This is a genomic window from Herbaspirillum sp. Her2, from assembly GCF_057961375.1.
On record NZ_CM176331.1, the window covers coordinates 293,906 to 314,538 of the forward strand.

Below are 20,633 nucleotides of genomic sequence, written 5' to 3' on the forward strand. Positions count from 1 at the left end.
TGGGGCTCAGGAAGCGTTCGAGGAAGACAGCATGCGCTCCACATACCGCGCAATCAGGTCAATCTCCAGATTGACCTTGCTGCCCGCCTTCAAATGCTTGAGCGTGGTCACTTCCACCGTATGCGGAATCAGGTTGATGGAGAAGCGGCAGGCATCGGCCAGGTCTTCCACGCGGTTGACCGTCAGCGACACGCCATTGACCACGATCGATCCTTTGTAAGCCAGGTACTTGCCCAGTGCCTTGGGGGCATCGACGATCAGCTCGCGCGATTCACCCACGGGCTCGAAGGAATGCACCTGTCCCAGGCCATCGACGTGGCCGGAGACCAGGTGGCCGCCCAGGCGCTCGGCCAGGGTCAGGGCCTTTTCCAGATTGACTTCGCCAGGGGCGTCCAGCCCGGCCGTCAGGCGCAGGCTTTCCCGCGAGACATCGACGGTAAAGCCGCTGGCGGTCTTCTCCACTACGGTCATGCAGGCACCATTGAGCGCAATCGAATCGCCCAGGCCGACATCGGCCATGGGCAGGCTGCCCGCATCGATGGTCAGGCGCACACCGGCGTCAGGGCCGGCTGCCAGGGGGGTGACGGAGGTGATGGTGCCGACGGCGGCAACGATTCCTGTAAACATGATTCAGTCCTGATACAAAAAATCTGAAAGAAAAAGCAAAAACGCTTACGCGAAACGGGCAAGGATACGCAAATCCGGCCCGACCTGCTTGACCTCGTGGAAGTGGATGCCGATCTTGCCCGACAGGTCTTCCAGCGGCGGCAGCTCGAACATGTTGCGGCCATCGCCGATCAGGGCCGGGGCCAGGTAGACCAGCAGTTCGTCCACGCAGCCTGCGCGGATCAGCGCGCCATTGAGCTTGGCGCCGGCTTCCACGTGCAATTCATTGATCTGGCGCTGGCCCAATTCACGCACCAGGCCTGGCAGGTCCACCTTGCCTTCGGCGTTGTCCAGCAGGATGACTTCGGCCCCCTCGGCTTCCAGCGCGGCGCGCTTTTCGCGGTCATCGGTGGCGGTGAAGACCCAGGTATTGCCGCCCTGGATCACGCGCGCTTCGGGCGAGACGATCAGCTTGCTGTCGACCACGATGCGGCGCGGCTGGCGCGGGGTGTCGATGGCACGCACGGTGAGTTGCGCATCGTCCTTCTGGATGGTGCCGATGCCGGCCATGATGGCGCAGGCGCGGGCGCGCCAGATGTGGCCGTCGTCGCGCGCGGCCTGGCTGGTGATCCACTGGCTCACGCCATTGTGCAGGGCGGTTTTGCCATCCAGGCTGGCGGCGCTCTTCATGCGTACCCACGGACGTCCGGTACGCATGCGATGCAGGAAGCCGATGTTGATCTCGCGCGCTTCTTCTTCCAGCAGTCCGCAGGCGACCTCGATGCCGGCTGCCTGCAGGCGGGCCAGGCCCTGTCCGGCCACCAGCGGGTTGGGGTCGGCAATGGCGGCAACCACGCGCGCCACGCCGGCGCGCACCAGCGCATCGGCACAGGGCGGGGTGCGGCCGAAATGGCTGCAGGGTTCCAGCGTGACGTAGACGGTGGCACCGCGCACCTCGTGTCCGCGCGCGGCGGCATCGGCCATGGCCTGGATTTCGGCGTGGTTGCCGCCGGGCGGCTGGGTGAAGCCGGCACCGATGATGCGCCGGTCCTTGACGATGACGCAGCCCACGCGCGGATTGGGGGTGGTGTCGAGCATGCCGAAGCCGGCTTGCAGCAAGGCCAGGGCCATGGCTTGCTGGTCATTCTCGATGTCGAACAGGTAGAGCGGATCTGCAGTGGAAGTCATGGTGTGCTAACACGAAATAGGCGGCAAGGCCTGCCAGGGGCGAGGCCGGATGCCCGTCAATATACACGGCTTTGCCGGATCGCCCGCAAGGCCGGCGGCACCGGCGATCTACTCGGGCGCGGCCAGGCTGCACTGGTTATCGAGGACGGGATTGCAGATCCGTACCCGCCCCAGGAAGTTGATCACCACCGCACGCGAGTTCACGCCGCTGCTGAAGTACCAGCTGCCGCGCGTGACCGGCTGGCCGTCCGGCTGGTAAGCCACCAGTTCGCCGCCGGTGGTGTAGGCCACGGCGATGCCGACCTCCAGAGCGCGATGATGGGCGACCACTTGTTGTCCGACCCGGATCTCCCAGCCGCTCTGCCAGTCGCGGCCATCGCGCGGACGCATCTCGGCGCGGCGGCCGGCGCGCAGGGCTTCGGAGCGGGTCAGTTGCACGCCGTGGAAGAAATCGCTGCCGGCCGCCGCCAACTGGTGTTCGGTGGAGAGCTGTTGCAGCGCCGGGATGCCGGCGGCCAGCACCAGGGCCGCGATCAGCAGCACCACCATGAGTTCAATGAGCGAGAATCCGGTTGCGCGCATGAGGTCACCAGCACTCCTTGCCGTCGGCGCGGCGATTGCCCCGGTTGTCGGCTTGCAGCACGCCGCATTGGGCATCTTCATGGGCGGTGTTGACGCCGCTGCCGCCCGGCGTGGCGATGACCAGCACGCAGCTGGCCAGATCCTCATCCTCGCAGGCCCTTGCGGACAGGGCATAGGCGCTGGTTTGCGGCGTGGCCCCGGAATACCACTTGAAACCCTGGGCCGCGCTGCCCGGCTGGAAGGGCCGGTAGCGATGCTGGTAGGCGTAGTGCCGTTCCTGTTGCAGCAGCACGTGGAGGATGGCCGCGCGTCCTTCGGCGCGGCTGGCTTTCTTGACGATGTGAAGGTAACCGTTCCAGCCGAGCCCGGCCAGCAGGATCACGATGGCCAGGCTGACCAGGATTTCCAGCAGTGTGAAGCCATTTGCCGGAGCGGGAGAGGAGCGCAAGGGAGGATGCATGGTCATTCCGTCAAAGGAAGATAGAGAGGACGCCAGGCCTGCAGCGGGCAACTGGCGGGCACGCTGCCGGGCCGGGCGGGCAACTGCACCAGCGCCTGCAGCGCCACGATGGCACCCTGCCGGCCGTAGCCGACGGCGCTGAGGCGATAGAGGGTGGGAGCCTCTTCGTCGCCGGGGAGCTTGCTGGGACTCTTGTCGGACTTCGGCGCCAGACGTTCGATCAGGTAACGCGGCGTCGCCACGCCGGGCAGGGCGCGATAGCGCCGTCCGGTGAACTGGCCGTAGGTGGCCGAGAGGGCGTCGGGCCCATGCAGTTGTGCAGGCTCCCAGCCGGCGCGGTCGTGATGGCCCACGCACAGGCCGGCACCGGCGGCATCGCTGCGGCAGGCGCGCCTGGCAGTGAATTGCCCGGGATCGATCTGGCGGTGGTAGCGCAGGTCGTCGCAGGCATCTTCCAGCGCCGCCTGGGCGGCCAGCCTGGCCTGGGCACGTTCGCGATGGTTGCGCGCGCCGCGTTCCTCCAGTAAGAGCAGTGAGGTGGTGGCCGCACCCAGCAACAGGATCACGCTCAGCAGCATGAGCGTGATCATCAGCGTGGCACCGCGCTGGCGCGGGTGACATGGTGGCCTCTTCATTTCCCGGCCTCCGCCATGGACAGGTTGCGCAGCATGACGCTGCCTTGAAAGACTGCACGCCGCCGCTGCTCCTGGCCGCTCTCGGTGACGCGCCACGCCGGATCGCTGCGTCGGCCGGGGAGGAACAGGTCGTAGCTGCGGGTTTCACTGCCCGGCGCGGCCGGCCGTCGCTGTACGCCGCGTACCAGCAGCGCGATACGCACCAGGATTACCCGGCCCCAGGCCTCGCCCGGCATGGCCGAGGCATCCAGCCAGCGATCTGGACGGCCATCGCCATCGCTGTCGATGGCATAGCGCAATTGCATGGCTTCCACGCCACGGGCGATGGCGTCCGAGGTCCAGTTGCCGTTTTTGCCCTGGTAGCGGCAGCGCAGCTCGGGCTCGTCGCCGGTGCCGGGTGCGATGTAGTAGATGACCCAGTGGCGCGCGGCTTCTTCCGGCTTGCCCACCGGAGCTTGCGCGCCGCTGCAGTGGCTGATTTCGGCATGGCTGCCGCGCGGGGCACCGAAGAAACCGAGCATGAGGAGATCGCTGTGGTTGACGCCGTCAGCGGTGCTGCTGCCGAACAGTCCTGCGGCCGGATCGAGGGCGTCGGCCTGGCGGCTGTCATCCAGCCCGCGCAGGCCCGGCAGCAGGGCCGGCGAGCTGTCGTCGGAGAGGCTTTCCAGCGGCAGATGGCCGGCCTGGCGCAACACCTGTTGCAGGTGATCCAGGGCCACGCGGCCGGTTTCCTCGACGCGGCCGGCATCGTCCATCTCCTGGTAAGCCGCACGCGCCTGCTGCAGCAGCGTACCGGCCACCAGCACCACCAGGAGGCCGATGGCCAGCGCAATCATCAGTTCGACCAGGGTCAGTCCGGTCTGATGCAGACGCATCGCGCGCGCCGGGAAGGGGGATCGCGCCGGCATCGTCAGCGGCCCAGGTTCAGGCTCACCAGCGGCGCGGCGGCAGCAGCCGTCCCCTTGGCCGAGCCGGGGCGGTGCCAGGCCATCTTCAGGACGGCTGGGCTGCTTTCGAGGCCGTCGCAGCGCCAGTCTTCGGGGGGCGGGCGCGGGCCGTCACGGCAGACGGTGACGCGCGCTTGCGGGAAATCGCGGACCAGCCGGCCGCTCCAGTCGGCCAGGCTGGCCCGGACGAAATCGGCCGGGCTGCAGGCACTCTGTTCGCAATCGGCATGGGCCGTGAACGGCTTGCCCGCCGCGAGGGAAAACAACAGGGGATCGGCGACGCCAGCGGTGGCCGGCAAGGCTGCGCGCAATTCGGCCAGTTCCTGCGCCAGCAGGGTGGCACGGGCGTGCAGGCTGCTGTCCTGGCTGCTGCGCAGCGCGTGCAGTTGCAGCATGGCGATGGCCAGCGCACCGGTGCCGATGACCAGCATGGCCACCAGCACCTCCATCATCGAGAAACCTGGGGAGCGACCGCGCATGGGAAATCCTGGAAAGGAAAGCCCGCGAGTCTAGGGAAAAAGAAAATGCCGCTCCAGCAAAACCCCGAATCAGTGCGCTGCTATCGAAAACTTCAGAAGGAAGAACCCGGTTGCTTGAGGAAGTCGACTTCTTCCGGCGTGCTCTCGCGCGCCAGGATGCGGTTGCGGTGGGGGAAGCGTCCGAAGCGCGCGATCACGGCATGGTGTCGTCGCGCATAGTCGGCATAGCCGTCAAAGGTCGCCTTGTCTTCGGCGCTGGCCGCCTTGGCCAGTGCGCCCATGAGTTGCACCACGTACTCCTGGTCGTCGAGGTCTTCGGCGTGTTCCAGCGGCAGGTAGAGGAACACCCGGGCCAGCGGCGGCAAGTCTGCATCCAGGCCCATGGCCAGCGCCAGATGGCTGCACTGGCGTGCCAGTTCATCGTGGGCGAAGGCCTGGGCGGTGTCGCGGTAGATGTTTCTCGTACCTGGCGGTAAATTAAAAATGGACAGAGATATTTCTTTTTGAATCAGCTACTTAGCGGAAAGTACAATGTCCATTATTTTTTGTAAGAAACGGACAGTGGGCTCGAAATTAGTCCATTTTTTTTGATGATGCGGCGTGTATTGAGTATGTCCCCAATCTTTCCGATTGCGAAATGTTGACGATGGCCTGATAACATTGTGCCGATATCGAGATGGCGCGGTTTTTATAGCGCTTCAGGTTAAAATTAAAACCTAACAATCAGGGGAGGAGATGGATGAGTTTGGCTGCTGTCATCACCGCCAGCTTGAAGAAGATGGCCATGGACCCGGCATTTGAAGCTGAGTTGCTGACTAAGGATAAGACCAAGGCAAAGAACCGAAACGAAGGCGAGTGGTGGGACTATAAGGAGCAGCTTGAGGTTAGCAGCCCCGTTGGCATCGCCAAGCTCGCCCGGCACGTCCTGGCCTTTCACAACGCGAAGGGTGGCGCGATCTGCATCGGTATCGACGACAAATATGTCGTCAAAGGCATCCCGGCGTCCGATGCGGTCGACACGAAGCGAGTTAACGACAAGTTAAAGGCGTATGTCGGCCCGCGGGTTAAAGTGTTCCAGGAGACTATTGAGCTTGCGAACGGCCGGGTCATCTGGATCGTCTTCGTGCCTGGCATCGCTAAGAATCAGCTCCCAGTCGCAACCCAACGAGACGCGCCTATCGATACGAGTAACAACAAGAATCTATTTAAGAAAAACACATTCTTCCTACGCGTCGATGACGAATCCAAGGCCTGCCAGGATCCAATCGACATCTACTCGCTCTTCACGGATGTCGACGCCTCACAGCAAGAGGCTTACGCACTAGACATCGACGAACCCTACTTTCGACTCCTTGCCCCTCACTGCGAGCAGTTCATTGGCCGTCGCGAGGTCCTAGATGAGGTCCGCAAAGCACTGCAACTCCGGCACCCTGTTATCTCTTTGGACGGCCTAGGTGGAGTCGGAAAGTCTGCCGTGGCGATTGAGCTAGCAAGGCAGTTCTATGACGGCGGGGACTACGAGTTCCTGATCTCGTTGTCAGCCAAGAGCAGGGTCTGGCAGGGCAGCGTGATGTCGCGCGTCGCCGGATTTTCAGGGATCACCGAGTTTCTGGAGACAATCGCTAATTGCCTGGGCTTACCGCCAGAAGTATCTATGGACGATACTAAGGCTGCGATCCTTGATGCTATGAGTGGCATACGAGGGCTACTACTGATCGACAACATTGAGGATGTTTCTGACGACCAGGTGATCTCTTTCCTGTATCGCGAGGTGCCAGATCCGGTGAAGGTCCTGGTGACAAGCCGTATCAGCCGGAACATGGGTGCCCTGTCGGTACCTGTTCCGGAGATGCTGGAAGACGAGGCGATTCAGCTCTTCGAAATCGAGCTCAAGCGGCAGGGATATAGTAGGAAAGTGAACGACAGCGCCGCGATCCGGTCCATCGTCAAATACACCGGCGGGATTCCGCTGGCCCTGAAATGGAGCGCGTCCATCGCGGCCAAGAGCGGCTCTCTCAGGACGGCGGAGGATGCGTTCAAAGGTGCCCCAATCGAGAAGCGCGAGTTCTTGGACTTCTGCTTCACAACGATGTTCGATGAGCTCAACGTAAATGCCCGCGATGTTGCACTTCTGTACCCGTACTTGGGCACTAACTGGACGCTACCCATCCTGTCGATTGCGCTGGACATTCCCGAGGAGGAAGTCGTTAGTGCGCTGGACGAGCTTGAGAATCGCGGTGTTGTCTTCAGAAAAGGCGTGCAGGCAGAAGAGATGCCTGGGGTATTGCCGCTGACCAAGGAATTCCTTGCGATCAAGGTGCGCAACAGCGCCGCCCTTGAGGAGGCTGTTGATGCCAGGCTTGCAGATGCCCTTGGTCAAGCCAATCCTTTGGTCGCTAACCTGGACTCCCAGAAAGGGCAGGATGTTGATTTGCATTGAAAACTGACCCACTTTCCCCGGAAATTTGCATCCAAAGTTGACCCATGTTTAGACCACAATCCTGCTCATGACAGCGAGCGGGAGAACGGAGTGATAGACGTGGCCCTACTTGGAATTATTCGACGCTGGTACATCAGAGACCGCATCTCAATTCGGGAAATCGCCCGCAGGCTCGACATTTCCCGCAACACAGTTCGCCGCTACATCCGATCCGATGTCAGCGAACCTGCTTATCCAGCAAGGCGTTCGCCAAGCTCGCTCGATGACTTCACCGCCAAGCTCTCCGCTTGGCTCAGCGCAGACGCGGTCAAATCTCGGAAGCAAAGAAGGACCCTAAAACAGATGTTCCTGGACTTAAGAGAACTGGGATACGAGGGGTCGTATGACCGGGTGGCTGCCTTCAGCAGGCAATGGAAGGTGGGTCAAATGGAGAGGGTCAAATCTGCGAGCAAATCAACAATCACTATCGGCGTTTGCATTCTCTAAGGTGGTTCTGGCACGCAAAACAGCACTTGCCGCGTTGCTGGGTCTTAAATAGAGGTGCTTAATATCGTTCACCTCCCGAAGCTTCCCATTATTTATGTCGTATACGCGGCTGATAGCCGCTGCACTCGCCCAACCTGGAATTGGAAAAACCCAAAGTCTGTTGTCGGGATAGTTCGCAAACTCCGGAACGGACAGAGCGAATGGAAATGGTTCGGGATGGCCACTATCTGTACGATTCAGTGCTAGATCACTGAATCCGCTGAACAAACAGGTACACCAAGCGAGAATCATTGCTTTCGCTTGATTGTCCGGGAGGGGTGTTGGCTGTACAAGGTCTCGTATCTGGGCCAACATATTCACCCCCTGGGTAAAATTTTCCACCTCATAGAAATCTTCCATAACCAATGCGACTTGGCGTTGCAACATCGCACCGGAGTTTTGGCCGAGGGAGTGTTGATCGACCAAACGCCGAATTTCAGCGGCCCAAGCGCGATATGCTCTACGAGCATCGGCTATATCTGTAAGGACACCACTATGATGGTTTACGTCACACCAATCCATAAATTTTGACCATTGCCTATAGCGGGTCATTAAGGCATGTGGTCTGTATTGACCGGAGGTGAATAGGTCAGACGCTAGTTCAATTATTCTCAATATTTCCTTTGCGCGCGATCGGCTGAAAGATGAAAGGATAACTTTGCGACCAACGCCCGGTTTTCGTTTACTTGTTTCTCGGTTCAAAAAACACAGAGAGCCGAAGTCGATAGACTGCGCTTCTAGGAACCTGACGACAGTCCTTTCAACATATAGATGCTCAGTTTTTAATGGCAATGGAAAATCAAAAAACGTGACAAGGCGCTCTTCAAACGCTTTCATCGAGCTATTCCCGTAGCAGATTTCATCAGCCCCTTTAGGTGCGTCTCCCATCCATCTTGAATTGCATATTTCAGTTGAAGGTTTTCTCTGTACTTTAGATAGCGCTCCGTGGTGGTTGGAGATGCATGAAACATACGTGCACGAATAAAATCGAGAACTCGGGTATAGGTCATCTCACCTCGATCCATAAGTGGCGTCATGGAATCCACCATATTCATGGCGAACGTGGCGCGCAGATCATGGAATTGATAACTGAAAGAGGCATCATATTTTCGTCGGATCTCGGGGATGATGTAATCTTTCATGTACTGACGTACTGCTTGCCCTTTTGGTGCGTATTTATGAGGATGAATGGGGCTGCCGCTTATCTTTTCGGCGGACACATACATTGGTGCGCCGCGCACACTCAGAAATAAATATTGGTTTTGCGAATCTGTACCGCTACGCTTACGTCGTTTTAGAGCACGGTCGCTATTTGCGTACGTCTTTAGTTGTTCGTGAAACCAAGTTGGAATACGAAGCGCTTGCCTCTTACTATTCTTTGTATCAATTCCGGTTCCTGGTCCCACGAGGCAGATTTTCTCGGGACCGAAATCGTGGCTTTCCAGTGCATGGTGCACTCGGAACGTTAGGACCGTTTGAATTCGGGCTCCGGTCAGTAGGGCAAGTAGATGAATGAGAGTCATCTCTGTATTGCCCAATTCTCGTAAGGTGGCTATAAGCCACTCCTGTTGCTGCGGAGGCAGTGGTCGTAACTTGCCACCATCTTGAATGTACTCGCTGTATTCATCAGTCTTTTGCTCGGTGATTTTAATTCTTAGGTCGGTTGTCTTCACCTTTATCGTTGCTGCGCGTCCATACGAACTCGTGGTTCTTATTGAAACTTTTTCTTCTTTCCACGGTGGATTTTCTAGTTTGAGTAGTTGTTCTTCGATGAGCCAACGATAAAACCGGACGATTACTCCAAGTCTGCGTTTTGCGGTCGTGGCGGCGAGCTTTCCATTCCAGACCTCGTGAGTCAGATAATTTCGAAAGCGGTATGTTGGTTTCTTTGACTTGTGAGCAGGGAAGTCGCGCCAGTCAACATTCTCTTCTTCAAAGAAACGGCAATAGGCTGCTAAATCTTCGGCTTGGCTGTTGAAGGTTGCGATCTTTCGATCCGGTTTGCCTTCTATCCCTGCGAATATAAAGAGGTTTGCCTCATCCCACGGGGCACCATTGCTTCGTAGAACCAAAGGATATGTATCAAAGCTCGCTGGCCCCCATTGTTTTTTTGGGGCTGCCCGAATGACCGATCGGCAACTAATTTGGGTTGAATGAAGTAAGCGGTCCCGCCCGGAAGATCAATTCGCGTCGCGAAAGGGGATTCGGCAGTTGTTGTCTCAGTAATTACGAAGTGTGGGAGCGTTGTCTGGCGAGCACGTCCTGTCATGACACATCCTTCTTCCTAAAGAATGTGTCCATTTTTACGAAACTTTTACGTAGATGCAATTACTGAATTACTTGTCCGTATGCGCGGCATCTGGTCCAGCAACAGGATCAGGGCCAGCATGCTGCGCGGGGATTCGGTCCAGTCATCGAGCTGGTTGGCGGCCGCCTGCTGCACCAGGGGGGCGAAGCGGGTGCGGCATTCGGCGTCGATGTCGGGGTTCTTGCTCCACCAGAGTTTCTTCTGGCGTTCGGCCACCTGATGCGCGGGGAGCTGCTCCCAATCGGGGCCGAACCAGAACTCCAGTACCGCGTCGACGCCGGCGTGCGGGCTCATTCGGCCAGCACCGTGATCTGCACGTCGCCCAGGGTGACTTTCTGGCCGACGGTGATCTTGCAGGTCTTGCGGGTTTCCAGCTTGCCGTCGACCTTGACCTGGCCGTCGGCCACCAGTTGCTTGCCGGCACCGCCGCTGTCGCACAGGCCGCAGAGTTTGAGCAGCTGGTTCAGTTCGACGTAGGGATGGCCCTGCAGCGGGAAGGTGATCTTTTGCATGTGCTTTCTTTCGGAAACCCCGGCCGCAACAGGCGGCACGGGGGACCGGTACGGTACGCCCGGCGCGGCCATTTGTCCAGCCGCCCCGACGTTCAGGTGGCGCTTTCCAGCGTCTGCTGCGCCTTGTCCAGCCAGGTGGAGAGGCTGTCGGTCAGGTCCTTCTGGCTGAAGGAACAGCTTTCTTCGGTGAAGAGGCTGCCCGCTTCCAGCCGGCCCAGCAGGTCTTCGGCGACCTGGCGATAGCGCGGCGGCAAGGCGGTCATGACCTCTTCCTGGGCCCGCCACGTACTGCACAGGCCGGCGATAGTGCCTTGGCCGGTGCGCAGGGCATCCAATGATGCACGCATGGCATGCAGTCGGGAAGCGGCAGGGTGACTCATCGAAGCTTCCCGTCTCAGGCGCGCGCAGTGATGACGAACAGCGCAATCACGCTCAGGTAGCCGATGATCCACACCGCCGAACGGGCCGAGGGCTTGTCCGTCAGGTACAGCACCGTGTAGAGGATGCGGGCGGCGATGAAGACCAGCGCGGCGCTATCGATCTGTCCCTGCGCTGCGCCCACTTGCTGCGCCACCAGCACGGCGGCAGCGAAGAAGGGGAAGGCTTCGAAGTGGTTGCGGTGCGCATAGTCGGCGCGGCGGCGCACGCCGGTCTGCTTGTCCAGCCAGGCGCGCGGTTCGGCATTGTCGAAGTCGCGCCGGCCATACTTGGCCACGGCGATGGTGAACACCGGCATCAGGCCGGCAATCAGGATGCACCAGTAGGATAGGGTCATGCAGGAGGTCTCCTCGTTGTGATGTCAGTTGTCAGTGAATCAAAGTTCCTTGGCAGCGAAGGTGTTGCAGGCGCTGACCTTGCCTTCGGAAATGCCGCGCTTGAACCAGGTCACGCGCTGCGCCGAGCTGCCATGGGTGAAGGAATCCGGTACGACCACGCCGCGCGCCTGGCGTTGCAGGGCATCGTCGCCGATGGCCGAGGCGGCATTCAAGGCATCCTCGATGTCGCCTTCTTCCAGGATGTGACGCGCCTGGTTGGCGTGATAGGCCCAGACCCCGGCGAAGCAGTCCGCCTGCAGTTCCAGCCGCACCGACATGGCATTGGCCTGCTTTTCGGTGGCATTGCGGCGGGCAGCATCGACCTTGTCGGAGATGCCCATCAGGTGTTGCACGTGGTGCCCGACTTCATGCGCGATCACGTAAGCCTGAGCGAAATTGCCGGACACCTTGAAGCGCTGCTTCATCAGTTCATAAAACGACAAGTCGATATACACCTTCTGGTCGCCGGGGCAGTAGAAGGGGCCAGTGGCGGTCTGGCCAGTACCGCAGGCGGTCGGGGTGCTGCCGGAAAACAGCACCAGCTTGGGCTGCACGTATTGCTTGCCGTTGTTGGCGAAGATCTGGCCCCAGGTATCTTCGGTATCGGCCAGGACGGTCGAGACGAAGCGCGCCATCTGGTCATTGGGCGAAGGCTTGTGGGCCGGTGCCTGCTGTTGCACCGGCGCAGGCGAGCCGCCGCCGGAGAGCAGGTTGAGCATGGTCAGCGGGTTGATGCCCAGGAAGTAGGAGGCCACCAGGGCCACCGCGACCGTGCCCAGCCCGATGGAGCGCCCGCCGAAGCCAAAGCCGCCGCCCCCGCCGCCATCCTCGCCACGGCGGTCTTCCACGTTGTCGCTTTCGCGATTGCCTTCCCATTTCATGATCTGTTCTCCGGTGCTGCAGTCTGCAATGGCGCGATTGTAATGGATGGCATGGGCCGCGGCATGTCGGGCGTTGTCTGACCGTGTGAGGTTGCTCTGTCCGATTCCGCCGGATGAGCTGGCGGTGTAGGTTCGGGAAGCAGGAGGGTGACAAAGCGGGGAGCGGCTTGGCGCTGTCGGCAATCGATGCCACACTGTTCCCGGCAGCCTGCATTCCTAACGCTCACAACGACAACAGTACAGGAGACGACATGATCATCTGGCTCATTCTTCTCATCGCCGGCGCGCTGGCCCTCATGATGATGCGCGCCAGCGCCTGGGTCTGGCTGGTCGCTGAAGCGGTCCTGATCTGGCTGGGCGCCCGCCTGGCCGAGATCGAGTTGCCGGTGCTGGTGCTGCTGGCCATCCTTTTCTTCACACCCACGCTGCTGGTGGCGATCAAGTCCGTCCGACAGTCGCTGATGACGCGCCCGGCGCTGGACCTGTTCCGCAAGATCGCCCCGCGCATGTCCGCCACCGAACGCGATGCCATCGAGGCCGGCACCGTCTGGTGGGATGCCGAACTGTTCTCCGGCAAGCCGGACTGGAAGCGCCTCTTCGACCTGCCCGCGCCGCGTTTGACGCCGGAAGAGCAGAGCTTCCTCGACAACGAGGTCGAGCAATTGTGCGCCATGGTCAGCGACTGGGACACCAGCGTGAAGACCCAGGACCTGCCGCCTGACGCCTGGCAGTTCATCAAGGACAAGGGTTTCCTGGGCATGATCATTCCGCGTCAATACGGCGGCAAGCAGTTCTCGGCCTACATGCATTCGCAGGTGGTGATGAAACTGGGCTCGCGCAGTTCGGCTGCGGCCATCGCGGTGATGGTGCCCAATTCGCTGGGCCCGGCCGAGTTGCTGCTGCATTACGGCACCGACGCCCAGAAAAATCATTACCTGCCGCGCCTGGCGCAGGGGCTGGAGATTCCCTGCTTTGCGCTGACCAGTCCCTATGCGGGTTCGGATGCGGCTGCCATTCCCGATGTGGGCATCGTCTGCAAGGGCGAGCATGAGGGCCGTGAAACGCTGGGCTTCCGCGTCACCTGGAGCAAGCGCTACATCACCCTGGCGCCGATTGCCACCGTGCTGGGCCTGGCCTTCCGCGTGCGCGATCCGGATGGCCTGCTGGGCAGCGATGCCGAACCCGGCATCACCTGCGCCCTGATCCCGACCGACCATCCGGGCGTGATCACCGGACGCCGTCACTGGCCGCTCAATGCCGTCTTCCAGAACGGGCCGACCGAAGGGCGCGATGTCTTCATCCCGATGGAATGGGTGATTGGTGGTGCCGGGCAGGTCGGACGCGGCTGGCGCATGCTCATGGAATGCCTGGCGGCCGGGCGGGCGATTTCGCTGCCGTCCTCCAGCGTCGGATTTTCCAAGCTGGCCGTGCGTGGGACCAGTGCCTACACCGCCATGCGACGCCAGTTCAAGATCGAGATCGGCAAGTTCGAAGGCGTGCAGGAAGCCCTGGCGCGCATGGGCGGGCATCTTTACCTGATGGATGCCACGCGCCGTTTGTCGGCGCTGGCGGTGGATGCCGGCGAGAAGCCCTCGGTCATCTCGGCCATCTCCAAGTACCACGTCACCGAGCGCGGGCGTATGGTGGTCAATGACGGCATGGACGTCATCGGCGGCAAGGGCATTTGCATGGGACCGGGCAACTTCCTGGCGCGCGCGTATCAGCAGGTGCCTATCGCCATTACGGTGGAAGGGGCCAATATCCTGACGCGCTGCCTCATCATCTTTGGCCAGGGGGCGATCCGCTGCCATCCCTACGTCCTGCAGGAGCTGGCCACCGCCGCCGATGAAGACCGCGAGCGCGCCGTGCAGGAATTCGACCGCCTGCTCTTCGGGCATCTCTCCTTCGTGGCTGCCAATGCCGCGCGCAGCTTCGTGGGCGGCATCAGCCGGGGCTGGCTGCTGCCCTCGTCCAGCCATGCCGCACGTGCCACGCGGGGCTATTTCCGTGCGGTGGTGCATCTGTCGTCGGCCTTTGCGCTGCTCACCGATGTGAGCATGGGCGTGCTGGGCGGAACGCTCAAATTCCGCGAGCGGATTTCGGCGCGGCTGGGTGATGTGGTTTCGCAGCTTTATCTGGTGTCGGCGGTACTGAAGCGGTTCGAGGATGAGGGCCGGCAGGAAGAAGACCTGCCCTATGTGGACTGGTCGGTGCAGGATGCCTTGCATCGCGCCCAGGAAGCCATCATCGATGTCTTGCACAACTTCCCCAATCCGTTCATCGCGGTACTGCTGCGGGTGCTGATCTTCCCGCTGGGCCTGCCGTATCGCAAGCCTTCCGATGTGCTCGGCACGCGCGTGGCCCAGGCCATGCAGACCCCGGGTGAGAGCCGCAACCGCCTGGTGGCCGGTGCCTACCTGCCGCGCGAGGGCGATCCGCTGGCGTGCGGCGAGAAAGCCTTCGTGCTCGCGCCGGTGGTGCAGCAACTTGAGCATCGCCTCAAGTCCGACATCAAGGAAGGCAAGCTGCCGCCGATGCCGCAGAGCCTGCTGGAAGTCCCGGCCTGGAGTGCGCTTGCGCTGGAACGCCAGCTGATCTCGCAGCAGGAGAAGGAAGCGGTCGATGCCTTTGCCCACTATGGCGACCAGAGCGTGCAGGTCGATGACTTCGGCGCCGATTTCGACCGTGCGGAGATCGTGGCGCAGCAGCGTTCATAAGGAGATGAAGGTTTGCGTTATCCTGCCGGTTCCCGCGTATTCCACAGGATGAACCATGACCCCGCAGCCCCGCATCTACATGGCCGGCCCCGACGTCTTCCAGCGCGACTATGCGCAGCACAAACTTCAGATCAAGCAGTGGTGCGCCGACCTCGGGCTGGTCGCCCTGTGCCCGGGTGATGACGAGGTCAGCGGCGACAGCAAGGCCGAGGTGGCGCGCCGCATCTACGAGATCAACGTGGCCCTGATCGACTCCGCCGATTATGTGGTGGCCAATGTGTGCGATTTCCGCGGCCATGAGCCGGACTCGGGCACGGTCTTCGAGATCGGCTATGCCGTCGGGCGCGGCAAGAAGGTGTGGTGCTACAACACGCCTGCGCAAGACTTGCTGCAACAGGTGCCACAGGCCGAACCGGGCGTCTGCCATGCCGGCATGTTCATCGAGGACTTCGGCCTGCCGCGCAACCTCATGCTGGCGCATGCCGCCGAGCTGGTACAAGGCGACGTGCATGACTGCCTGCAAAGGGTGGCGCGCTGGCATGGGGGCCAGCGCTGATCGTCACCGCTTTCCTGCTTCACTGCTGGGGCAGGCGCCCCAGCAGGTAGAACTCTTCATTGGGCCGCATGCCGGTCACATTGGCCAGCCGGTTCGACATGCCGAAGAAGGCCGCGATGGCGGCCATGTCCCACGCATCCTCCTCATTCCAGCCATGCGCCTTGAGCGTGGCGAAATCCTCTTCATTGACAGCCCAGGCGCTGGCCGAGACCTTCATGGCGAAGTCCAGCATGGCCTTCTGCCGCGCGCTGATATCGGCCTTGCGGTAATTGATGGCGACCTGGTCGGCCAGCAGCGGGTCCTTGGCGCGGATGCGCAGGATGGCACCATGCGCCACCACACAGTACTGGCACTGGTTGGCATTGCTGGTGGCCACCACGATCATCTCGCGCTCGGCCTTGGTGAGGCCGCCGGGTTTGTCCATCAGCGCATCGTGATAAGCAAAGAAGGCGCGGAATTCATCCGGACGATGCGCCAGCACCAGGAACACGTTGGGGATGAATCCGGACTTTTCCTGCACAGCCAGGATGCGGCTGCGGATGTCCTCCGGCAGGGTATGAAGATCGGGGATGGGAAAGCGGCCGATGGGCGCATCGGGAGTGGTGGCTGGGGTCATGCTTGTCTCCTTGTTCATTTGTTGTGGATGCTGCATCAAGAACTTAGCACTTCTGGCTCACAGGTAATGTCGCCGAACTGACGGTGAAGCTTTTTGCTTCAGATTTCCTTTTGGAAACCCTTCTGAAATATTATTAAGATATATCTTGAAATGAGGCGAATTAAGATATATCTTGGCTATATCGATCGACCCGCAGCGTGCGTCAGTCGCTGCCTCAGCCACCTGACAATAAGGAAATACCATGTTCAAGCATTTATTCAATCAACCCGGCGAACCCGGCCACGGCCCCAAGCACCAGCGACACGACCGCCCGCATCATGGCGGCGGCCTGTTTGAAGATGACGAGCCGCGCGGTCCGCGTGGCCATCATGGCCCCGGTGGCCGTGAAGGCGGCGGCGGACGCGGCGCGCGCATGTTCGAGCAGGGCGCGTTGCGCATCGTGATGCTGCATCTGCTGCAGGAAAAGCCGCGCCACGGCTACGACATGATCAAGGCCATCGAGCAACTGGTCGGCGGCGGCTACAGCCCCAGCCCCGGCGTGATCTACCCGACCCTGACGCTGCTGGAAGAAATGGGCCATGCCTCGGTGCAGGGCGAGGATGGCGGCAAGAAGCTTTACACCCTCAGCGCCGAGGGCAAGGCCTATCTGGAAGAAAAGGAAAACGCCGAGCTGTTGCAGCAGGTGCTGCGCAAGTTCGAATTGCGCCGCCAGGAGCGTCCCGACGCCGATTCGCCCGAACTGCGCCGCGCCGTGCAGAATTTCCGCATGGCCCTGCATACGCGCCTGGCCAAGGGCAAGCTGGCCAAGGAAGAACTGCACGCCATCATCGACATCATCGATCGCGCCGCCGTGGCGGTGGAACGCGCCTGATCCGGCGATCCGGGATTTTGGAAAGGAACTTCACATGAGAGAACATCGCTACCGCATCACCCTGGAGCATCTGGCCACCGCCTCGGAGGGACAGCCTTTGCACGCGCCCCTGAGCTTCGAGGCCGGCAACCATGACGATATCTTCAGTATCGTCGCCCGCCTGCGTGGCAACGGGCAGTTCGACAGCGACACCAGCGCGCAGCTGGCGCTGGGTTTGAAACTGTTCTCGGAGGTGATGCTCAAGAATCGCAAGCATCCGCTGTTCGAAGATATTCAGCCGGCCTTGCGCGACTTCATCATGAAGCTGAAGTCGCAGGGCAAGGCCGCTGCCGCAGCGCAGGGCGAGGCCGCCGCCGAATAAGATGCGCGCCGGACCTTACTGATTGGCCGGCGCAATCATCTCCGCATAGTCATACAACGCACCGAGGATGTCCTGGGTGCGTTCGTCATCCGCCTCCTCCTGCAACTGGTCGATCTGCTCGAACAGTTGCGCGACGGTACGCGCACCGCCAGCGCCTTCAAACAGGCGCGCGGCGCGGTGTTCTTCCCAGTGCTGTGCTTCCTCGGGGCTCAAGGTCTCGGGGAAGTTGCGTGCGCGATAGCGGAACAGGATTTCATTCAAGCGCCTATCGTCAAAGGCCACGCTGGCCCCGGCCAGCGCCTGTGGCGGCAGGGCACGCAGCTGCGTCAGCTGGCGGCGGTCGCCGTTGCCGATGAAGCCGCCGTACAGATCTTCATCCACGTCCGGCGACGCCTCGTGTTCGCGCTGGTAGACCTCGCGCCACAGCGGGCCCAGGTCGGGCAGGGCGGCGGCCTTTTCCGCGTGGCGCAGGGCCAGGTCGACATCGATGTTCAGCTGCGCGGCGCGCTCGGCAGACAGCGTCTTGAGGCTGCCCACCACCATCGGCGACTTGTTCAGGTGAATGCTCTTGACCGGCAGGCGGACCATGCCTTCCGGCATTTCGTCACGCTTGGTGAACATGCGTTCACGCACGGTGGCCGCATCCATGCCCGCCAGTTCGCTCGGGTCATAGCCGAGATCCCAGGCGATCACTTCATTCTTGTTGGTCGGATGCATGCCCAGCGGCCACATCAGCGCCAGGCAGCCATTGGCTACCGGGAACATGCCGGAGACGTGCAGGAAGGGTTTGGCGGCCGGCAAGCCGATTTCCGCTGCGGCCTTGTCCTTCTTGTGCAAGGCCAGCGCGAAGTCGAACAGGCGCGGATTGTTCTGGCGGATCAGGCGTGCCAGGGCGATGGTGGCGCGCACATCCGACAGCGCATCGTGCGCCGCCTCATGCACCAGGCCATTGGCCTTGGACAGATGCTCCAGCTTGAAGCTGACGCTGCCGTCTTCCTTGGTCGGCCACTGTATGCCCTCGGGGCGCAGCGCATAGGTCAGGCGCACCACGTCGAGCAGGTCCCAGCGGCCGCAGCCGTTGGCCCATTCGCGGGCATAGGGATCGATCAGGTTGCGCCAGAACATGAAGCGCGTGACTTCATCATCGAAGCGGATGGTGTTGTAGCCCACGCCGATGGTGCCGGGCTCGCCCAGCGCCTGCTCGATGCGGGCGGCGAACTCATGTTCGGGGACGCCGTGCGCCAGGCAGTGCTGCGGGGTGATGCCGGTGATCAGGCAGGACACCGGGTCGGGCAGGTAGTCCGGCGCCGGCTTGCAGTACAGCATGATGGGCTCGCCGATCTCGTTGAGTTCGGCATCGGTGCGCACGGCGGCGAACTGCGAGGGACGGTCGCGGCGCGGCACGGCGCCAAAGGTTTCGTAGTCGTGCCAGAGGAAGGTGTGATTGGACATCGCGGACGGCTTCTAAGGGAATCGCGCGATTATAGAGCCTTGCGCTGCCCTTGCCGCCACGCAAAGGGGCAGCGGCGTGATGAAGCCGTTCTTTTTTGAAGGCCTGCGGCCCGGGAAGCGGCCGTGACCGGCCTGAACTCACTTCGCTGGCGCAGGCGCAGCGGCGGGGGCCAGCGGCGCCATGGGGGCCGCGTCGCGCTTGAGGACCTTGCGCATCGCATCCTGCAGCGTGCCGCTGCGCATGGGAGCGTTGCCGCCGGCGTACTGGATGTTGTCGATCACCCAGCCGCGCGCATCGCGGGCCAGCGTGACCTTGTCGGTCCATTTGGCGGGCGACTGCAGCTTGGCGTCACTGAAGATCAGTTCCACGGCGCAACTGGCTTCGCGTTCCTGGGCCTCGCACTGGACCACGCGGAAGGTGGAAGCGCCATTCGGGTTGCCGGTGAAGACATCGCCCTGCACCAGCGGCGGCAGGGGATCGGCATCGGGATCGGCTGCCGCTTCGGCGGCAGACTGCGTCGCACGGGCTTCGTCAGCCACCGAGACATCCTTCAACAGATCGAACAGCGGCACCGACAGGAAGCGGCGGAAGGTAATCAGTTCCTTCAGCGTCAGGGCGCCCGAGGGACGGTTCGAGGCATGGGTCTGGTAGAACTCCGTCACCAGTTCCTTGGCCTTGCCCTCTTCATTGGCCGAGCATGCTGCAAGCAACAGGCTGGCGGCGACGACGAGTGTCTTACCGATCCGCTTCAATCCAATTCTCCCTGGTCCAGCCGCGCGTGCGCACTGGCGTGTTGTTTCATGATGCCATTGTCATTTTGATATTTCCTGTCTGCCGGTGCGCAGCGGGACCCGAGGGGCGCAACACGACCAGCCTGACAGAGCGGCATCTTACGCGCTGCGGCTCAGCAGGAAGACCGGGAACACACCGCCAAAAAGCCGCCAATTCCGCAGCGCACCGGCCCCGGCGAGCCGGGCCGGCTCATTCGGCCTGCTGGATGGCGTCGGTGAGGTTGTCGCTGAGGTATTCGCGCTGGGAGGACTGGTCGTTGCCGATGAATTCGATATCGTCGATGCGCCACTGGCGTTCTTCGCGCACCAGCAGGATCTTGTCGTTCCAGGATTCATCCGCGCCATCCTTCTGGTAGCGGAAGCTGACCTGGCAGGAAGCCCGGTCGGCCTCGCTGTCGCAGGATTGCACGGCAAAGGAGGTGGCCCCTTCATACAGCGAGGTGAACAGGTCGCCCTCGATGATGGGGGCGGCCTGCGCACCGGCCACGGTGTGGTAGCGCACATCGGCGGCTTCGGCGCGGGTCAGCAGGGCGTACAGCGCACGGCTGACCAGTGGCTCGAACTGCTTGAGTTCGTCCGCCGATGGCAGGCCGGGAGCGTGGTTCTTGAGATGGATGCGGTAGAAGTTGCCGATCACCTCGGCCTGCTGCTGTTCGTCGCCGCTGAAGTTGTTGCAGCCGGACAGGGCCAGCAGCAGGCCCAGCGCACAGGCGGTGGCGCGCAGAGGGCGAGCGGAGGGGGAGGCTAAACGGAGCAGTGTGGTCATTCTGGTGTTCCTGCGCGCGGTGCGGACCGGCGCTGTTGTCATGGCGGCACATCATCGTCGTGAGGCCGGCAGGGGCGGCCGGTTCGGCCAGCCCCCCGGGCCTGCCCTTTAGTCAGGGGAAGGC

At 61.7% G+C, this 20,633-nt stretch carries 24 protein-coding genes and 1 pseudogene; 6 read left to right on the forward strand and 19 right to left on the reverse strand.

Features of this window, described 5'->3' with window-relative positions:
- Positions 1 to 6 precede the first annotated feature (6 nt).
- From ACWHXP_RS01275 to ACWHXP_RS01310, 8 genes and pseudogenes are all read right to left on the reverse strand, one after another.
- Positions 7 to 627: a riboflavin synthase gene (locus ACWHXP_RS01275; RefSeq protein WP_489623650.1), complete on the reverse strand. Its 621-nt coding sequence runs from the start codon at positions 625 to 627 to the stop codon at positions 7 to 9.
- Between the two features lie 45 nt (positions 628 to 672).
- Positions 673 to 1,794, reverse strand: coding sequence for a bifunctional diaminohydroxyphosphoribosylaminopyrimidine deaminase/5-amino-6-(5-phosphoribosylamino)uracil reductase RibD (ribD, locus tag ACWHXP_RS01280; protein ID WP_209534187.1), 1,122 nt, complete (start codon positions 1,792 to 1,794; stop codon positions 673 to 675).
- Between the two features lie 108 nt (positions 1,795 to 1,902).
- Positions 1,903 to 2,376 carry a GspH/FimT family pseudopilin gene (locus ACWHXP_RS01285; protein WP_034335795.1) on the reverse strand — a complete coding sequence of 158 codons (474 nt, stop codon included), beginning with the start codon at positions 2,374 to 2,376 and terminating at the stop codon, positions 1,903 to 1,905.
- A 4-nt stretch (positions 2,377 to 2,380) separates the two neighbouring features.
- A complete protein-coding gene (locus ACWHXP_RS01290; protein ID WP_121043415.1) occupies positions 2,381 to 2,836 on the reverse strand; it encodes a type IV pilin protein in 456 nt (151 codons plus the stop codon).
- Positions 2,837 to 2,838: 2 nt separating this feature from the next.
- The gene (locus ACWHXP_RS01295) at positions 2,839 to 3,471 is read right to left on the reverse strand and encodes a PilX N-terminal domain-containing pilus assembly protein (protein ID WP_489634656.1); all 633 of its coding nucleotides are present in this window, start codon (positions 3,469 to 3,471) and stop codon (positions 2,839 to 2,841) included.
- Complete coding sequence (locus ACWHXP_RS01300; protein ID WP_489634655.1) at positions 3,468 to 4,346, reverse strand: PilW family protein; 879 nt, start codon at positions 4,344 to 4,346, stop codon at positions 3,468 to 3,470. Before ACWHXP_RS01300 ends, ACWHXP_RS01295 begins: the two co-directional genes overlap by 4 nt.
- 35 nt (positions 4,347 to 4,381) lie before the next feature.
- Positions 4,382 to 4,897: a type IV pilus modification protein PilV gene (gene pilV, locus ACWHXP_RS01305; protein ID WP_489634654.1), complete on the reverse strand. Its 516-nt coding sequence runs from the start codon at positions 4,895 to 4,897 to the stop codon at positions 4,382 to 4,384.
- A 92-nt stretch (positions 4,898 to 4,989) separates the two neighbouring features.
- Positions 4,990 to 5,358: pseudogene (locus tag ACWHXP_RS01310) on the reverse strand (DUF924 family protein); the annotation flags it as partial.
- Positions 5,359 to 5,636: 278 nt separating this feature from the next.
- Between ACWHXP_RS01310 and ACWHXP_RS01315 the strand changes: the two are divergent.
- A complete protein-coding gene (locus tag ACWHXP_RS01315; protein ID WP_489634653.1) occupies positions 5,637 to 7,337 on the forward strand; it encodes an ATP-binding protein in 1,701 nt (566 codons plus the stop codon).
- A 99-nt stretch (positions 7,338 to 7,436) separates the two neighbouring features.
- Positions 7,437 to 7,823 carry a winged helix-turn-helix transcriptional regulator gene (locus ACWHXP_RS01320; RefSeq protein WP_489637772.1) on the forward strand — a complete coding sequence of 129 codons (387 nt, stop codon included), beginning with the start codon at positions 7,437 to 7,439 and terminating at the stop codon, positions 7,821 to 7,823.
- Here the strand turns inward: ACWHXP_RS01320 and ACWHXP_RS01325 are convergent.
- The 7 genes from ACWHXP_RS01325 to ypfJ form a co-directional block, all read right to left on the reverse strand.
- Positions 7,791 to 8,699 (reverse strand): hypothetical protein, encoded by a 909-nt coding sequence (locus ACWHXP_RS01325; protein ID WP_489634651.1) that lies wholly within the window; start codon positions 8,697 to 8,699, stop codon positions 7,791 to 7,793. The genes ACWHXP_RS01320 and ACWHXP_RS01325 overlap by 33 nt on opposite strands.
- Entirely contained in the window at positions 8,696 to 9,934 is a 1,239-nt protein-coding gene (locus ACWHXP_RS01330) for a site-specific integrase (protein ID WP_489634650.1), read from the reverse strand. Before ACWHXP_RS01330 ends, ACWHXP_RS01325 begins: the two co-directional genes overlap by 4 nt.
- Positions 9,935 to 10,176: 242 nt before the next feature.
- Positions 10,177 to 10,464 (reverse strand): DUF924 family protein, encoded by a 288-nt coding sequence (locus ACWHXP_RS01335; RefSeq protein WP_489634649.1) that lies wholly within the window; start codon positions 10,462 to 10,464, stop codon positions 10,177 to 10,179.
- Positions 10,461 to 10,682, reverse strand: a complete 222-nt coding sequence (locus ACWHXP_RS01340) for an RNA-binding S4 domain-containing protein (RefSeq protein WP_034335781.1) — start codon at positions 10,680 to 10,682, stop codon at positions 10,461 to 10,463. The genes ACWHXP_RS01335 and ACWHXP_RS01340 overlap by 4 nt, the downstream gene beginning before the upstream one ends.
- Positions 10,683 to 10,774: 92 nt before the next feature.
- The gene (locus ACWHXP_RS01345) at positions 10,775 to 11,062 is read right to left on the reverse strand and encodes a hypothetical protein (RefSeq protein WP_489623645.1); all 288 of its coding nucleotides are present in this window, start codon (positions 11,060 to 11,062) and stop codon (positions 10,775 to 10,777) included.
- 14 nt (positions 11,063 to 11,076) lie between these two features.
- Positions 11,077 to 11,457, reverse strand: a complete 381-nt coding sequence (locus ACWHXP_RS01350; protein ID WP_489634648.1) for an MAPEG family protein — start codon at positions 11,455 to 11,457, stop codon at positions 11,077 to 11,079.
- 39 nt (positions 11,458 to 11,496) lie between these two features.
- Positions 11,497 to 12,378, reverse strand: a complete 882-nt coding sequence (ypfJ, locus tag ACWHXP_RS01355; protein WP_402707759.1) for a KPN_02809 family neutral zinc metallopeptidase — start codon at positions 12,376 to 12,378, stop codon at positions 11,497 to 11,499.
- A gap of 251 nt (positions 12,379 to 12,629) precedes the next feature.
- Between ypfJ and ACWHXP_RS01360 the strand changes: the two genes are divergently transcribed.
- Positions 12,630 to 15,095: an acyl-CoA dehydrogenase gene (locus ACWHXP_RS01360; RefSeq protein ID WP_489634647.1), complete on the forward strand. Its 2,466-nt coding sequence runs from the start codon at positions 12,630 to 12,632 to the stop codon at positions 15,093 to 15,095.
- A 55-nt stretch (positions 15,096 to 15,150) separates the two neighbouring features.
- Positions 15,151 to 15,651 (forward strand): nucleoside 2-deoxyribosyltransferase, encoded by a 501-nt coding sequence (locus ACWHXP_RS01365; protein ID WP_134223137.1) that lies wholly within the window; start codon positions 15,151 to 15,153, stop codon positions 15,649 to 15,651.
- A gap of 19 nt (positions 15,652 to 15,670) precedes the next feature.
- Here ACWHXP_RS01365 and ACWHXP_RS01370 read toward each other — a convergent pair whose 3' ends face one another.
- Positions 15,671 to 16,267 carry a peroxidase-related enzyme gene (locus ACWHXP_RS01370; protein ID WP_489623643.1) on the reverse strand — a complete coding sequence of 199 codons (597 nt, stop codon included), beginning with the start codon at positions 16,265 to 16,267 and terminating at the stop codon, positions 15,671 to 15,673.
- A gap of 241 nt (positions 16,268 to 16,508) precedes the next feature.
- On the opposite strand from ACWHXP_RS01370, the gene ACWHXP_RS01375 reads away from it, so the two are divergent.
- Positions 16,509 to 17,138 (forward strand): PadR family transcriptional regulator, encoded by a 630-nt coding sequence (locus ACWHXP_RS01375; RefSeq protein ID WP_039784268.1) that lies wholly within the window; start codon positions 16,509 to 16,511, stop codon positions 17,136 to 17,138.
- A 34-nt stretch (positions 17,139 to 17,172) separates the two neighbouring features.
- Positions 17,173 to 17,499 carry a DUF3861 domain-containing protein gene (locus tag ACWHXP_RS01380; RefSeq protein WP_343743195.1) on the forward strand — a complete coding sequence of 109 codons (327 nt, stop codon included), beginning with the start codon at positions 17,173 to 17,175 and terminating at the stop codon, positions 17,497 to 17,499.
- A 15-nt stretch (positions 17,500 to 17,514) separates the two neighbouring features.
- Here the strand turns inward: ACWHXP_RS01380 and sbcB are convergent, their stop codons facing one another.
- The 3 genes from sbcB to ACWHXP_RS01395 form a co-directional block, all read right to left on the reverse strand.
- The gene (sbcB, locus tag ACWHXP_RS01385) at positions 17,515 to 18,951 is read right to left on the reverse strand and encodes an exodeoxyribonuclease I (protein WP_209567458.1); all 1,437 of its coding nucleotides are present in this window, start codon (positions 18,949 to 18,951) and stop codon (positions 17,515 to 17,517) included.
- A gap of 138 nt (positions 18,952 to 19,089) precedes the next feature.
- Positions 19,090 to 19,704: a YqhG/Tai3 family protein gene (locus ACWHXP_RS01390; RefSeq protein WP_134223134.1), complete on the reverse strand. Its 615-nt coding sequence runs from the start codon at positions 19,702 to 19,704 to the stop codon at positions 19,090 to 19,092.
- Between the two features lie 229 nt (positions 19,705 to 19,933).
- Positions 19,934 to 20,509 carry a DUF3828 domain-containing protein gene (locus tag ACWHXP_RS01395; RefSeq protein WP_034335713.1) on the reverse strand — a complete coding sequence of 192 codons (576 nt, stop codon included), beginning with the start codon at positions 20,507 to 20,509 and terminating at the stop codon, positions 19,934 to 19,936.
- Positions 20,510 to 20,633 lie beyond the last annotated feature (124 nt).